Origin of the sequence: uncultured Capnocytophaga sp. (assembly GCF_937936315.1) — a bacterium.
In the GTDB taxonomy this organism is placed as follows: domain Bacteria; phylum Bacteroidota; class Bacteroidia; order Flavobacteriales; family Flavobacteriaceae; genus Capnocytophaga.
The window spans coordinates 106,923-121,379 of sequence record NZ_CALGWU010000024.1; the positions used below are offsets into that span (position 1 = coordinate 106,923).

Annotated in this window: 19 protein-coding genes; 18 read left to right on the forward strand and 1 reads right to left on the reverse strand. The window is 31.9% G+C overall.

Features of this window, described 5'->3' with window-relative positions:
• Window positions 1–33 precede the first annotated feature (33 nt).
• From Q0162_RS04245 to Q0162_RS04305, 13 genes are all read left to right on the forward strand, one after another.
• On the forward strand, window positions 34–354 hold the full coding sequence (locus tag Q0162_RS04245; protein ID WP_297889604.1) for a hypothetical protein: 321 nt from the start codon (window positions 34–36) through the stop codon (window positions 352–354).
• Between the two features lies 1 nt (window position 355).
• The gene (locus Q0162_RS04250) at window positions 356–871 is read left to right on the forward strand and encodes a hypothetical protein (RefSeq protein ID WP_297889607.1); all 516 of its coding nucleotides are present in this window, start codon (window positions 356–358) and stop codon (window positions 869–871) included.
• A gap of 370 nt (window positions 872–1,241) precedes the next feature.
• Window positions 1,242–2,318 (forward strand): hypothetical protein, encoded by a 1,077-nt coding sequence (locus tag Q0162_RS04255; protein WP_297889610.1) that lies wholly within the window; start codon window positions 1,242–1,244, stop codon window positions 2,316–2,318.
• On the forward strand, window positions 2,302–2,607 hold the full coding sequence (locus tag Q0162_RS04260; RefSeq protein WP_297889613.1) for a chaperone HtpG: 306 nt from the start codon (window positions 2,302–2,304) through the stop codon (window positions 2,605–2,607). The genes Q0162_RS04255 and Q0162_RS04260 overlap by 17 nt, the downstream gene beginning before the upstream one ends.
• Before the next feature lie 3 nt (window positions 2,608–2,610).
• Complete coding sequence (locus Q0162_RS04265) at window positions 2,611–3,630, forward strand: hypothetical protein (protein ID WP_297889622.1); 1,020 nt, start codon at window positions 2,611–2,613, stop codon at window positions 3,628–3,630.
• A gap of 556 nt (window positions 3,631–4,186) precedes the next feature.
• Window positions 4,187–4,648: a hypothetical protein gene (locus Q0162_RS04270; protein ID WP_297889625.1), complete on the forward strand. Its 462-nt coding sequence runs from the start codon at window positions 4,187–4,189 to the stop codon at window positions 4,646–4,648.
• A 132-nt stretch (window positions 4,649–4,780) separates the two neighbouring features.
• A complete protein-coding gene (locus Q0162_RS04275) occupies window positions 4,781–5,461 on the forward strand; it encodes a hypothetical protein (RefSeq protein WP_297889628.1) in 681 nt (226 codons plus the stop codon).
• A 123-nt stretch (window positions 5,462–5,584) separates the two neighbouring features.
• Complete coding sequence (locus Q0162_RS04280; protein ID WP_297889631.1) at window positions 5,585–6,301, forward strand: hypothetical protein; 717 nt, start codon at window positions 5,585–5,587, stop codon at window positions 6,299–6,301.
• Between the two features lie 190 nt (window positions 6,302–6,491).
• The gene (locus Q0162_RS04285) at window positions 6,492–7,058 is read left to right on the forward strand and encodes a hypothetical protein (protein ID WP_297889634.1); all 567 of its coding nucleotides are present in this window, start codon (window positions 6,492–6,494) and stop codon (window positions 7,056–7,058) included.
• Window positions 7,059–7,065: 7 nt separating this feature from the next.
• Complete coding sequence (locus Q0162_RS04290) at window positions 7,066–7,608, forward strand: hypothetical protein (RefSeq protein WP_297889637.1); 543 nt, start codon at window positions 7,066–7,068, stop codon at window positions 7,606–7,608.
• Window positions 7,605–8,825 (forward strand): DUF2931 family protein, encoded by a 1,221-nt coding sequence (locus Q0162_RS04295; RefSeq protein ID WP_297889640.1) that lies wholly within the window; start codon window positions 7,605–7,607, stop codon window positions 8,823–8,825. Before Q0162_RS04290 ends, Q0162_RS04295 begins: the two co-directional genes overlap by 4 nt.
• A gap of 67 nt (window positions 8,826–8,892) precedes the next feature.
• Complete coding sequence (locus tag Q0162_RS04300) at window positions 8,893–9,543, forward strand: hypothetical protein (protein WP_297889643.1); 651 nt, start codon at window positions 8,893–8,895, stop codon at window positions 9,541–9,543.
• A gap of 65 nt (window positions 9,544–9,608) precedes the next feature.
• Entirely contained in the window at window positions 9,609–10,277 is a 669-nt protein-coding gene (locus Q0162_RS04305; RefSeq protein WP_297889646.1) for a hypothetical protein, read from the forward strand.
• Window positions 10,278–10,715: 438 nt separating this feature from the next.
• Here the strand turns inward: Q0162_RS04305 and Q0162_RS04310 are convergent, their stop codons facing one another.
• Window positions 10,716–11,561: a hypothetical protein gene (locus Q0162_RS04310; RefSeq protein ID WP_297889649.1), complete on the reverse strand. Its 846-nt coding sequence runs from the start codon at window positions 11,559–11,561 to the stop codon at window positions 10,716–10,718.
• Window positions 11,562–11,717: 156 nt separating this feature from the next.
• Between Q0162_RS04310 and Q0162_RS04315 the strand changes: the two genes are divergently transcribed.
• The 5 genes from Q0162_RS04315 to Q0162_RS04335 are packed head-to-tail and all read left to right on the forward strand — an operon-like array spanning window position 11,718 to window position 14,434.
• The gene (locus tag Q0162_RS04315; protein ID WP_095901562.1) at window positions 11,718–12,140 is read left to right on the forward strand and encodes a single-stranded DNA-binding protein; all 423 of its coding nucleotides are present in this window, start codon (window positions 11,718–11,720) and stop codon (window positions 12,138–12,140) included.
• 56 nt (window positions 12,141–12,196) lie between these two features.
• Window positions 12,197–13,489 carry a gliding motility-associated protein GldE gene (locus tag Q0162_RS04320; protein WP_297889747.1) on the forward strand — a complete coding sequence of 431 codons (1,293 nt, stop codon included), beginning with the start codon at window positions 12,197–12,199 and terminating at the stop codon, window positions 13,487–13,489.
• Window positions 13,490–13,504: 15 nt separating this feature from the next.
• The gene (locus tag Q0162_RS04325) at window positions 13,505–13,843 is read left to right on the forward strand and encodes a MerR family transcriptional regulator (protein ID WP_126371231.1); all 339 of its coding nucleotides are present in this window, start codon (window positions 13,505–13,507) and stop codon (window positions 13,841–13,843) included.
• 52 nt (window positions 13,844–13,895) lie between these two features.
• On the forward strand, window positions 13,896–14,147 hold the full coding sequence (locus tag Q0162_RS04330) for a toxin-antitoxin system, antitoxin component, PHD family protein (protein WP_203083877.1): 252 nt from the start codon (window positions 13,896–13,898) through the stop codon (window positions 14,145–14,147).
• Window positions 14,138–14,434: a type II toxin-antitoxin system RelE/ParE family toxin gene (locus Q0162_RS04335; protein ID WP_297889661.1), complete on the forward strand. Its 297-nt coding sequence runs from the start codon at window positions 14,138–14,140 to the stop codon at window positions 14,432–14,434. Before Q0162_RS04330 ends, Q0162_RS04335 begins: the two co-directional genes overlap by 10 nt.
• Window positions 14,435–14,457: the final 23 nt, after the last annotated feature.

Here is a 14,457-nt window from a genome sequence, read left to right on the forward strand (position 1 = left end):
TATTATCGAGGTATTAGCAAAGAAGAAATAGAAATGTTAAGTAAATATAAGATTGGTGATGAAATTACTTATAAAAACTTTTTGTCTACAAGTAGCGAAAAAGAAAAGGCAATTGAATTTTATTACTTCAATATAAATAAAACAGGGCTAGGAGGATTAGTAGAGGTGATTTCTAAAAACGGAAAAAGAATAGATAAATTTTCTGATATCACAGAATGGGAGGTCTTACATAAAAGCAAGACAATGTTTGAATTAATAGAGATTGACAAGTCCTATATATTGAATATTGATGATGTTCTTTTAGAAGGAGCTAAACCAATAAAATTAACAAAATACACTATAAAAGAAAAATAAGATGGATATAGTATTAATTAATAAAATTTATAATCAGTATCAATTAGAGTTTAAATATTCGGGAAATGAGGAATCCATTATAAATCTATTACTTAAACAAAAAGAATGGAGCTTGTTAGATGATGAACAGAAAAATATAAGACGAAAAAAATATTTACAAGATTTTGAAAAACATTTTATCTATAACGAAAAAAAAAGAGTGATTTTTTTATATGAATCTTTAGTCTTTCAAATATCTTTAAAAATAAAAGATTTGTTAGATATTATAGATACAGATACAAACATTAGTACTTTTGAAGGGGCTTTTTTCAGAATAAAATCAATGCTCTTTTGTGAAAAAGAACTTATAAATCAATATGAAAGCTTTAATAGAATAGGCCATATTCCTTATGAAATTTTTGAACCTTTAATTGAGAAAGTTGAAAATACTCAAAAGTACAAACAATATAAATTAGACAATTTATTTGAGAGATATAAAAGAATGTATGATTTATTTTTAGAAAAGCCTTATGATTGATAGTTGTAACTTTGATGTTAATAAAGAAATTAGTATCTTCATAGATACTAAAAACTATTCTAAAGTAGGCAATATGTTTAAAGATTTAGGACAATATAAAGCATATTTAAGAGAAATAGATAACTTTGATCAGCTGTATATTATCCAACAAGGAGGTAAGGTATTACAAAAGAAGATATCATTAAAAAACTTGAAAGTGCTATAGCTAAAGATGCTGAAGGAGTTTATTATGCAAAAAAACAACTTTGGCAGAAACTTGAGATAGATTCACCTGATAAACTACAAAAAGCTTGTGAAACCAAAGATTTATCTCAAAGCCCCGCTTTTGATAAATTTAGAGACATTATTTTAATAACAAAATAGGTGTATTATGAAATTTCAGAAAATAAATAAAATTGAAAATGTATTAGATTTCGAACCAAAAAATGGAAGTTATTCGTTTACAAAGGGTAATTTAAATTATTTATGTGTAAACAACAATTTTATACAAAAAGAAGAATGCCCCTTAGAACTATCTTTACGAGGAGAGTATATGTATGTTTGGTATGCCTCTTTAGAAAGGGTAGAGATATATTCTAATGAAAACACTCTAATAAGTACTATTGAAGGGGATGTTTTCTTATTAAATAAGGAAACCCTATATATAGGATACAGCCTATTAGAGCTAAATCCTTTTCAAAGCTACAGAAATTTAAAAAATCCATTTACTAATGAACTCATTTTAAAAGAAAACATTCCCTATCAGCTATATGTAGAAAAAGATATCATTATAGCTTATAGTATTTTTAAAGGAGAAATAAAACGTATCAATACCGATACAGAAACACTTTGGCAATTTACCATTGCTTCCTTAGGGGATTCTCCTTATCCTGATGAAGAGGATAAAATCGGAAAATTTTTAGGCATTACTAACAATTATCTATGGATAGTAACCAACTTAGGTCGACTTATTGCCTTAGATATACAGACAGGGGAAGTCCAAAAAGTAGCCTCTCCTCATACAACAGATGAGAAATATAATTATCATTTAAACAAGGCTTTTGGACACATTTATATAAAACAAGAAGACGGAAATTTGTATTGTATGTCATATAATATGGTTACCATTATAGATACCCAAACATTTACCATAAAAGAAGAATATAATTTTCGCGAGGAAGACCCCGAAGGAATGGGGCAATATGAATTTGTATATAAATCTTTACTCCAAGGAGATTATTTTACCTTTTTAGGTTCTAAACATAAAGAATATGGAGGGATAGGTTGGATAGGTATTTTTGATTATAAGGCGAGAAAGTTAGTATGGGAATACGAACTTCTTCCTTTTGAAGAAAGAAAAACTACTCGCAATCAGTTAGTACCATCTCAACCCTTATATATAAGTGGTAATAAATTGTATATCAGAGATGTAAAGAAAAATCTATACATTTTTGAAAGAGAAGAATAGCTTCAAAAACTTAGGGCAATATAAAGCGTATTTAGAAGTTATTGATGATTTTGAGCAGCTATATATTATCCAACAAGGAGGTAGAGGTGTTACTAGAAAAGAAGTTATTGAAAGGCTTGAAAGTGCTATAGCTAAAGATGCTGAAGGAGTCTATAGAGCTAATGAACCTATTTGGTTAAATATGAAAATTGGCTCTTATAAAAAGTTAGAAGATTTAGCAAAAACTAAAGAATTATCAACTTCTACTAAATATAGAGCATTTCAAGAAAGTATTAAAGTAACATTTTAATTTATGAAGTTTAGAAAAATAAAAGAAATCCAAAAAGTAAAAGCTTTTGACCCAAAAACAGAGGTCTATTCAGTAGATGAACCTGCAGAAGGAATACTTTTTAATGAGGTTTTTATACCTTTAGAAAATGTACCATTAGACATAATAGCAATAGGTCGAAAAATCTTCACAGTAGATGGAGCAGGGTGTTTGAAAATATGGGAAGAAGGAATACTCATAGAAACTATTGAAAACGCTGATTTATTATCTAAATCTGATAATAACCAGATTTTGAAATATTATTATGATAAGGAATGGAATAGTTATGATAATATCCTTGATTTGGAGACCAATAAGCTAATTTTAAAAGAAAGCATTCCCTATCAGCTATATGTAGAAAAAAATATCATTATAGCGTATGATATTTTCGAGGGAGAGATAAAGCGTATCAATACCGATACAGAAACACTTTGGCAATTTACCATTGCTTCCTTAGGGGATTCTCCTTATCCTGATGAAGAGGATAGAATAGATAAAATAGTAGGTATCGCAAACGGAAATCTATGGTTTTATACCAAATTGTATCGCTTAGTTGCCTTAGATATTGAAACAGGAAGTGTACAATACCATACCGATTGCTTTGGTGTTCAGTTAGATGAAGTTACTGAAAATATTTTTGCTATTGCCTCAAGTGGTTGGACAATTATAGATACCCAAACATTTACTGTGAAAGGAAATTATTTTTTCTCAAAAGAAGACCCTGAAGGAATGGGGCAATATGAGTCTGTATATAAACCTTTATTACAAGGAGATTATTTCACTTTTATAGGCTCTAAACATAAAGAATATGGAGGGATAGGTTGGATAGGTATTTTTGATTACAAGGCGAGAAAGTTAGTATGGGAATACGAACTTCTTCCTTTTGAAGAAAGAAAAGCTACTCGCAATCGTTTAGTTGCTCCCCAACCCTTATATATGAGTGGTAATAAATTGTATATCAAAGATGTAAAGAAAAATCTATACATTTTTGAAAGAGAAGAATAGAATATTTACACCTAAATCACCGTCAAGTGAAAATTTGTATTTCACATACCCAGCAGTGCCAACTCGCTGGCTTTGTGGGAAATTTAAAATACTTTGCTGATTGTTAAACAATTAATTACGTAGAACTCCCCTTAAACATACCATCACTCCTCTTCTCAATCCTATAAATTTCATCACCAAGTTTTGGAAATAGGAAAAATAGAAATTATTTTATACCTTTGTAGGCTGAATAAAGTCCTAATTTTTTATTTGATGGTCATTTGATAGAAATGCCCTTCTAAAAATTAAATCACTGATAATCAATTAGTCTTTATTTGATGGTTATTTGATAGAAAATCCCTTTTAAAAATTAAATCACTGATAATCAATTAGTTTTTATTTGATGGTCATTTGATAGAAAAGCTCTTTTAAAAATTAAGTCACTGATAATCAATTAGTTTTTATTTGATGGTTATTTGATAGAAATGCCCTTTTAAAAATTAAATCATTGATAATCAATTAGTTTTTATTTGATGGTCATTTGATAGAAATGTAAAAATATTAAAACTTATACTCTATGAAATTAACACTCTTACTCGTTATTGCTTGTATTGCCAATACCTTTGCTCAACTCTCACCACAAGCCTTAGACTCCTTACAGCAAGTGAGATATATCAAAGCAAAGTACGTATTGCACGCCGACGAAAACATTTCTTTAGCCCCAAGCAGACTTTATGTGTTAAAAGGTGAAAAATATTATGGCGAATATGTAACCAAATACGACCACCGAGGCAGCGCTCTGGAGTTTTATAGCGGAGGTTCAGAAGGTTATATACCTCACAAACGCTACAACACCTATGGCAAAGACCTGCCTTTTGAAGCCGATATGTACGAATACCATATCAAAATAGACAAAAAGCACGGCACCATCATCGACAATGGGGAAACACATCGCAATTTCCACTTCATCAAAGGCGAAAAGAAAATAAAAGTCCCCACCAACTCCCAAGGTCGCTTTATCATTTATGAGTATTTATGATAATCAATTGCTTTTAAAGTGTGTGGTGTACAGACGTTTTGCAAACGCCCCCCTAAAAACAAGCCTATTTATTCGAAATCTATTTTCGTTTAACTATAAATCAAGAAGTATAACTCTAAAAACCTTATAAAGATGATAAATCTTCTAATTAAATTTGTTTTTTATTTCTTTATGATGTCTGCTTTTTTTAAGAGCATCTATCCTATCAAATTTGATAAGGAATTAAACAAAGGAGTAAAAATCGAAAATATAGATACTATTTTTGCTCCTAAGGATATTTTTAAATATAATTGCAACTATGATGTAAAGCAATATGAAAAGCGTTATAATTATCATATTTCTAAATTTTACATCATAGGAGATGAGAATGTATTGTCTAACAATGATAGTTTAGCCACATTAACCCCTTTTTATATTGAAGGTTTGGGAGATTGTTACCCTGATAAAATCCACAAAAAATTACTTATTATACAGCGTAAGAACATAAAAAGCCAAAATAAAACAAAAATCTACAATGATGTCTTATATCCTGATATATATCAAAAAATATCTAAATATAAAGAGGGATTTGTAATAGAAGTTTATATGTCTGGCGTTAGTGGTTTTCGGTCGGATACTTATGTAAATTCTCAATATTGTATAGACAGTATTCATATTGAATCGTGGGGACATCATCAATATGAAAAGACTTATAAATACAAGAATTTTTCATTGGATAATTTTACCTATCATCACATTGATAATCTACGTGAAGAAAGCGACAAAATGGATAATAAAAAACGCAAAAAAGAAGGACTTTCCCCCATATTATAGAATTGGTTATACTAAATTCATTTCGCCACGCCCCGATAATCAATCACCTTTACAGTGCGTGGTGTACGGGCGTTTTGCAAACGCCCCTTAAAAACAAGCCTATTTTCGTTTAACTATAAATCTATGAAAAAGATTTTTTATATATTAGTAAGTATTGCTTTTATAGTTTTGGCTATTATTTTTATAAGCAAAAAGAATTCAATAAAATTAGATAACAATACCCACAAGAACCTTATTCTTGCAACTAAAAAAGTTAAATCAAACGATAAATACGATACGATTATAACTCCAAAAGATTATGATTGTAAGGAAGATTTTCACAGATATTCTAATTACCAAAAAAGATTTAATCTTTATATCTCTACTTTTTATGAAATTGATGAAGCTATAAAAACCCCCAATAATGATAGCATTGCTATATTGAGACCTTATTATTCTACACTTGGAGCAACAAATTGCCTTCCTAACAGAGAGTATGAATGGTTACTTTTGGCGAAAAAAGGCAATGATGAAGCTAAGTATAAAATCTATAAACAAGTTTTATATTCTGTTGGTTATCATAGTGTTCATTCATTATCAACTTATGAAAATGGATTTATAATAAATGTAGATATGTCTGGCAATAATTATTTTGGTTCAAAAATCTATGTAAATTCTCAATATTGTATAGACAGTATTCATATAGAATCGTGGGGACATCATCAATATGAAAAGACTTATAAATACAAGAATTTTTCATTGGATAATTTTACCTATCATCACATTGATAATCTACGTGAAGAAAGCGACAAAATAGACAATAAAAAACGCAAAAAAGAAGGACTTCCTCCTATATTATAGTAAATCAATCGCTTTTACAGCGCGTGGTGTACGGGCATTTTGCAAACGCCCAGATAAATAAAACTTTTTGCAAACGCCCCCGTTAAACCCTAATAGACAAAACAATACGCAAAATATTTTTTTGTTTTTCATTAGGTTCCTTACTATTTTTTGTTATCTTTGCACTTAAAACAAAAATACTTAATTGGATATGAAAAATAACCTGTTTTTAACTATTTCCCTGCTCATAGCATTCTCTTGCTGTGCACAAAATAGTATTAGAAGAGTGGATAATAATTATTATTTTATAGAAATTCCTTCTGGGAATGGTAATTTTGACTGTAGAGAAGATAGTACAAAGTCGTGTAATAGGTATTATGTGCTTGAAGAAACTTTCTTTTCAGATAAAATAAAACTTTTTATTGCTGAAGATAATGACTATTTCAATGAGAAATCTTCTCCCTTTGCTCTCCTTGATGCAAATCTTAAAGAAGAGCTTTTAAAGTTAGGTAAAAAGAGAGCAAAAATTCAATTTAATAACCATTTTGTCATTTTAGATACTACACACATAGAGACTATTCAAAAATGTGTTCCTATGCAAATTAAGTATCAAAAACGTAAGGACAAAACGCTTGTAAAAATAGCATTTACAAATGTTTCTCATTCAACTTTTGGGAATTATGAGTATTATATCTATCTTGAATATAAGAATAATAAACTATCTCTTTCAAAGATAGAGGAAATACCTTTTTCTGAATTGAAATTACATAAGTTTTAACAAGAATATGAGAACAATCACAACATTAGTATTCGTTTTTATCAGTACGTTTTCTTTGTTTTCACAAACATCAATAGAAAAACGCATTGATTATTGTAGAATTATAGGAAGACAAGATAGCGTAGTGTATTATGTTTCCTATATGAAAATGGGGAAAGATAGCATCAATGTATTTATAAAGAGCGATAATGTATTAGAACAGTTCTTAGGAAGACCAAGTACTGACAAAGAACTGAAACAGTTCAGAAAGGATTTCTTAAAATTGGAGCAACAAAATCCTATTATAGAAATTAATAGACAACAAATTCCTTTAAATGTAAAATTATTAGAATCTATAAGAACTTGTACCCCTACCTTTATTCTTTATAAGAAGAAAGGAGATAAAATTTTTGTAAGAATCCAATTAGAAAATTTTTCTTATGCAACTGCAGGTGAATATGATTATTTTATTAGCTTAGAATTTAAGGGGAATAAGTGTATTTCCTCAAAGATAGAAGAAGTGCCTTGGTCAAACTTAAATAAATATAAAAAAGGTGAAAAACAGCAATGAAAAATATAATCATAACCCTATTAGTTTTATTTTCATCATTAACTTCTTGTAAGGAGAAAGAAAAAGAAAATATAAATAAAAAATATCATTGGGTCGCTTATGTAAAACCTGTATCAGGATATCCTATAAGAGTTTATCGTGGAGTAGTATATGGAAAAGATGGAGCTAGTAGGTTCGGAAATGGACAATCTAATCTATTTGAAGATGATGAACCTTTCCCTCATTTTTCTATAGGAGCAGGTACATCAGGTGTTTTTGGCTCCTCAGAGGAGGAGGAAGCTAAAGGGGTTCCTACTCACTTAGATGTTTCTTGGCTTTCGTATGTAGAAAAATGTCAATATCTCTTAGAAAATCAGCCTTTAGATTCTCTGAAGATAGCTCAACTCTTAGCTGAAAAAGTATATACTCCTTCCAGATCAGAAGACATAAGTCCAACAATAGAAGAATACAACATTTCTGTAGGTTTAGCTCCTGGCGGAGTAGTCTTTGTTTGGCTACATAGTACTGCAAGGGTCATAGAAGTAGGACGTTACCAAGCAAAAAAGATAGAAGATATTCATTTTGTGACCCAAAAAGAGGCAGACGAATATTATAAAAGAACAGGAGATGTTATTTTAGATGAACACACTATAGAAGATAGGGATCATATCATAGAATTAGGACTCCCAAAAGAAAAAATACGAATGCAGCATCAACAGTGTGGGACACCTGTTACTGAACCTCTTGTTATGGACGATATTTTTAAGATTCCTTATGGATTATGGGATAGTTATCGAAAACGTTATCTCTGGAAAATGACTCTTATCACTAAGGATAAAACCAAATATATCCATTCTTATTATTATCAAGGGCTTAATCTTGAAGAAGAAATATTGTTTGGGGAACGTACTTGGGGAGAAAACCAAATAGAAAAATATAAAATTCCTGAAAAATTTCAATATACTTCTCTTATACCAAGAGCTATACCTTTTATAATATTTATAAAATGGTATGGAGATGATGGTAAACTTTATCGATTATGGAATAATTTTAATGAGGCTGAAGTAATGGATAATTTTGAAAAAGCCTTTAAAGGGCAAGAGAATCAAGTTGGTAATTTGATCATAGAGGTAAATGATACAAAAACAGGAGCTAATATACGCTTAAAAGTAGGGGAAAGAGAAGTAGAGATTTGCAATGTGGATTTACGAATTAATGAAATTGAAGAATGGCAATAATAAAAAAAAATCTATAACTTTCAAGATATTCCGGCTGGTTATGATTTGATTAAAAACTACATTTCAAATGAAACATCTCATATCTTTATTATGCTTGCTAACAATAGCTTGTAATCATCACAAAAATCTTGTTGATACAGAAAATTTTGTAGTAGATTATGATCGTGATTCTATTTTCTATCTCTTAGATGTAAAAGAAGATGATCACAATAGTAAAGAGAAGCTACTTGTAACACGCCAAATTATGGCAGGTGATTCTATTTTTGGATATAATGGATTACAACAAAATAGGGATAGAGCGTGGGATTTCTACTATGCAAATGGAGAGGAAAGTAGGTTTCGTCCGCGTTATCTTTATACTATTTTTATCGAAGAAGACAATGTTTATAAAGAAATTGTACAAATAGGCTATGTTGAATTACAATATACAATAATCCTTAGACAAGGATATGTTTATGACCGTTTTAACAATAGACCTGAGGATTGTTGTAGTCAAGGACAATATTTGCGAATAATGCGAATGAATGAAAATGATATGAATAGCAAGAGTATAAATGTTTGTTATAATAACGGAAGATGGAATGTTTTTTCAGAAGAAGAGATAAAAGTAGATTATTTCAATGAAAAACAAGATAGGAAAGTTCAATACTATATAGATTCCACTTGTGCTGGAGCTGAAGAAATCAATAATGTTTATGATTTATCTGATGGATTCTAAAAACCTGAAAAAAGTTTTATTCTAAAACTTTTTGAATATGAATAACTATAAACACAATTGTTCAGATGAAACATCTCATATCTTTATTATGTTTGCTAACAATAGCTTGCAACAACAGAGAAACTACAAATACTATCGTTTTTGATGATGAAGACAAAAAACTAACAAAAGATACTACTTACATCAGTGAAGTTTTATCGTGGCGTTCAGAATATGACAATAAATCAACAGGAAGACCTACTTGCGAAGAGGATTTAGTAACACTAACTGCAAACGACAACTACCCTCATTATTATTTAGAGTACAAAAAACAACGCTATCCCTTATATAGTTATGCTGAAATATTAAGTGTACCTATAGTATTTTGGTATGATTTATTTGAAAATAGAAGTAAAAATTGTTCTTTTGTCCTTTTTAATGGCAGTAATATAGCAGAAGGGCGATATAGTTATACCATTTTTGATATAGCTCCTAATGATTCTTTAACGGTTTCTGGTTTTTACAGAATCAATGAACGAGTGCCTGCAAATAGTAAGCAAACAAACAACGACACTCTTGCTATAATGGAATATGCAAAAATATCGTATAAAGCAACTGATTTTCTTTCCTCTTCTAATAAATTCCCCGACACAAAAGCAATTCACTATTTTTTAAGAAATGATAAATGGACGAGCCAACCAAAAAACAAAGAAGAATATCTGATAATGAAACATTATGAATTTGTAAAGGAATAACATTTATCTTTACTCTTGCTTGTATTGCCAATGCGTCACTACACTTTGTCAAAGTCCCAAACTTTGACAAAGTCTATAAACCTGATAATCAATCACTTTTAGAGTACGTGGTGTACGGGCGTTTTGCAAACGCCCCCTAAAAACAAGCCTATTTATTCGAAATCTATTTTCGTTTGACTATAAATAACGTCAGTTCGATATAACAGAACATTGATTTACAGCTTTGTAACATAATATATTCACAAAATAATTCACCATCAGGTGAAAATTCGTGAGATAATAAAAAAAATAAAGACTTTTATACACTCCCAAATTCGTGAAAATTCGTGTAATTAGTGGGAGATTAAAAATATTTTACTGATTGTTAAATAATTACTTACATCAAACTCACATTAATTAAGTTTGAGTGTAATACCTAGATGAACTACAATTAGGATTTCAATAGTAGGTTATTTCTCTTTTTACAGCAGCCATTGGCTTGCCGTTCACCATAAAGCGCTTTTCCGTCCAATTACCTTTTGCATCCCATTGATATTCATAGCTACAACGCGTAGGGGCACCTCCATCAATAACCGTTACTTGTTCTGTTGGGAAGCCCATTTTATCAGTATAAGCAAAAGTTCCCTCTAATTTATAAATTGTACTACCGTTTTGGGTTACTTCAGTAAGTTCCTTTACAATTTGGTTCTGAGCATTATAAGTAAGGAACGTGCTAATCACCACACTCCCGTTCATTCGTTCTTTGATGTTGGCAGTTATTTTGCCAGCAGCGTTGTACTCAAAACGCTCTTTTTGGATAATATCCTTCTCATTAGGAAAATAATCAGTGATTTCTATAGGGCGTTTACGCTTGTCGAACACATATTTGGTAGGATAAACCGTATGCATTTCGGCAACGACAAATCGTTTGGCTATTGCCTCAGTTTTCTTTTTATTGTACACCAGTGTACGTACCTCATTAGCAAGCAAATTGTTTTTATCCGTAATTTTCATTTCAGTTAAAAAACCCTTCTTATCAAACGAAAATGCCTGTGTACCATCTTCTTGACCATCATCTTTATATAAAGTTCTACTGACAACTTTTCCTTGCTCGTCAAAATACACTTTTTGGTGTTTGTACAAATCGTTGTTTTGGTCTAATGTAACTCCAGGCTCTAAGGACACCATTGTAGTATAGAGCATTTTCACTTTGCCCTTGAGCTGAAAAGGCACTTCTTTCGTAAACGACTGAGCCGAAAGCGCCCAGCAACAACACAAATGTAAAAAGAGAAGAATTATTTTCATTTTATGAGGTATTATCAAGCGACAAAGATATTAAAATTTCACAAATTAGCAAATCAATAAAAAATAAATTTCATCTCCAAATTTTGGTAAGTAGAAAAAAAGTTGTACTTTTGAAAAATATTTTGATTATCAACTCTATATTTATATATTTTATCAATGAACGGAACTTTAAATAAAGTTATTCTCATAGGTCGTATGGGAGATGTTGTAAAACTTACATATTTTAGCGAAGGCAACTGCATTGGTCAGTTCCCCTTAGCCACTGATGATGAGTATACTAACCGCGCTACGAACGAGCGTATGAGCAGTACCGAATGGCATACCATCATCGTGCGCAACAAGCTCGCTGAACTCGTAGAAAAATACACTCACAAAGGCGACCTTATCTATGTGGAAGGGCGCATCAAAACGCGCAAATGGCAAACGGAAGACGGCGCAATGCGCTATATGACTGAAATCCACGCTACTGATGTAACTTTCCTACCAAACCCCAAACGCGACGGGCAACCTAAACCCGCCCCAAAAACGGCTGAACCTAAGGCGTATGAACCGCCCGTAAGTACCCAGCCGCCTTTCTAAATGTGTAACGAAATAATAATATTTTGGAAACAGAACCTTTGTCGGTACTCCCTTTGATGTCCTTTTTAGACATCAATTGGAGTATCGTTATTCAATTTGCAGTGTTTGTAGTACTATTGCTGTGCTCGGCTCTCATCTCAGGAGCTGAAGTAGCTCTCTTTTCACTCACCCCTGCCGAAGTGAATACCCTCCGTGAGGAGAAAATACCTTCTAGCAATATCATTGCCAAGCTCGTAGACAACCCCAAAAAGCTCTTGGCAACAGTGCTTATTGCCAACAACTTAGTAAATATCTCTATCGTACTCCTCTTCGTAGATTTAGGCGACTTCCTCTTTGGCGGCATTACCACTCCTTGGGTGCGAACCGTACTCGATGTGGGGGTAGTAACCTTTGTTCTCTTGCTCTGCGGCGAAATTCTGCCTAAAATCTATGCCAACCGCAACAACATACAGTTTGCACAACGGGTAGGCTATTTTATCTATGTACTCGATTCAGTTTTTACCCCCATCAGCGTACCGATGAAAGCCTTTACAGTATGGATTCAGAAGCGTTTAGGCAAACAGAAAAGCAATATTTCAATAGGACAACTCTCACAAGCCTTAGAACTTGCCTCGGAAGAAGACACCACCAATGAGGAAAAGAAAATATTGGAAAGCATCGTGTCGTTTGGCAATACCGAAACGCGCGAAGTAATGGTGCCCCGCGTAGATATCTTTGCCCTTAGCGAAGAACTTTCTTATCAGGAATTGCTCAACGAAATTGTAGCCATAGGCTATTCGCGTATTCCCGTATATCGCGAGAATTTAGACAATATTACAGGGGTGATTTACATCAAAGACTTGTTACCTCACTTAGATAAAACCGACTTCGACTGGAATAGTGTGAAACGCAATGCCTTTTTCGTGCCTGAAAACAAAAAACTCGACGATTTGCTCAGCGAGTTCCAAGAGAAGAAAATACACCTCGCCGTAGTGGTTGATGAGTATGGCGGCACTTGTGGAGTGATTACCTTAGAGGATATTATCGAAGAGATTGTAGGCAGTATCAACGATGAGTTTGACGACGATGATGTAACCTACTTCAAAGTAGATGATAACACCTTTATTTTTGAAGGAAAAACAGTGTTAAAGGATTTCTATCGCATCCTCGATTTCAACGATGAAGAAGAGGCTCTTTTTGACGAAAAACGCGGTGATGCCGAAACTCTTGCCGGCTTCCTTTTAGAGATAGCAGGTAATTTCCCTCAAAAAGGCATCCCTATTCTTTTCAATAACTACAAATTCATTGTAGAAGCCTTTGATAAAAAACGCATCAAGCAAGTAAAAATCATCAGAACCCCTGAAACCTGAAACCTAACCCCTAATATGCCTAATATCAACTTACCCGAAAAACTCTATTACAGTATCAACGAAGTAGCGCAGGCATTTGGCGTAAATGCCTCGCTGATACGCTTTTGGGAAAAGGAGTTTGAGATTATCAGTCCGCGTAAAACAACCTCAGGCAGTAGGAAATTTTCAGCAGACGACATTCAAAAACTCAAGCTGATTTATCACTTAGTAAAAGAGCGCGGCTTTACCCTTGAAGGAGCGCGCCAACGCCTAAAAGAAGAAAAACAAAAAACACTCGATAATTTCGCCCTTATAGAGAAATTAGAACATATCAAGCAAACACTCATCAATATCAAAGAGAATTTAGGGGAATAAAAAACACATTGATTGAAAAATAATCATTACCTTTGCAAAAAATATCAGGATTATGAGTGTAGCAGTTTTATTACAGGAACCTGAAGTTCTAACGGACAAAAAAGGAAATTCTTTTAGGTTAATTCCAGAAGAAGAATACAACTATATGCTAAATGTTATTAGTATGTATGAAGAAGATGACCTAACAGAAGAAGACCTTAGAAAAATAGCTATTTCAAAAGAGCAATCTAAGTTAGGAATGACTTCTAAAAGTGAAGATGTTTTTAAAAGAATTCAAGAAAAAAGAGATAGAAAATGGAAGTAACTTGGACTGCAGAAGCAGAAAATAGTTTATCGGAGATTCTTGAATTTTGGGATATACACAATGACTCTCCTACTTATTCAGATAAAATATTGGCTGAAGTAAAAAAAGTATTACACGACATTGCAAATAATCCTTATTTTCTAGGGAGATATAACCAAAAATTGGATCTATATACAAGAACCATTTTAAAGGGTAGATTCATTATATACTTTTTCCCAAAGGATGAAAACATTATAGAAATCCATCACTTTAGAAGTTCCAAACAACGACCATTAGAAGAAATCTAATTTTAGTTTTTAAAATATACATA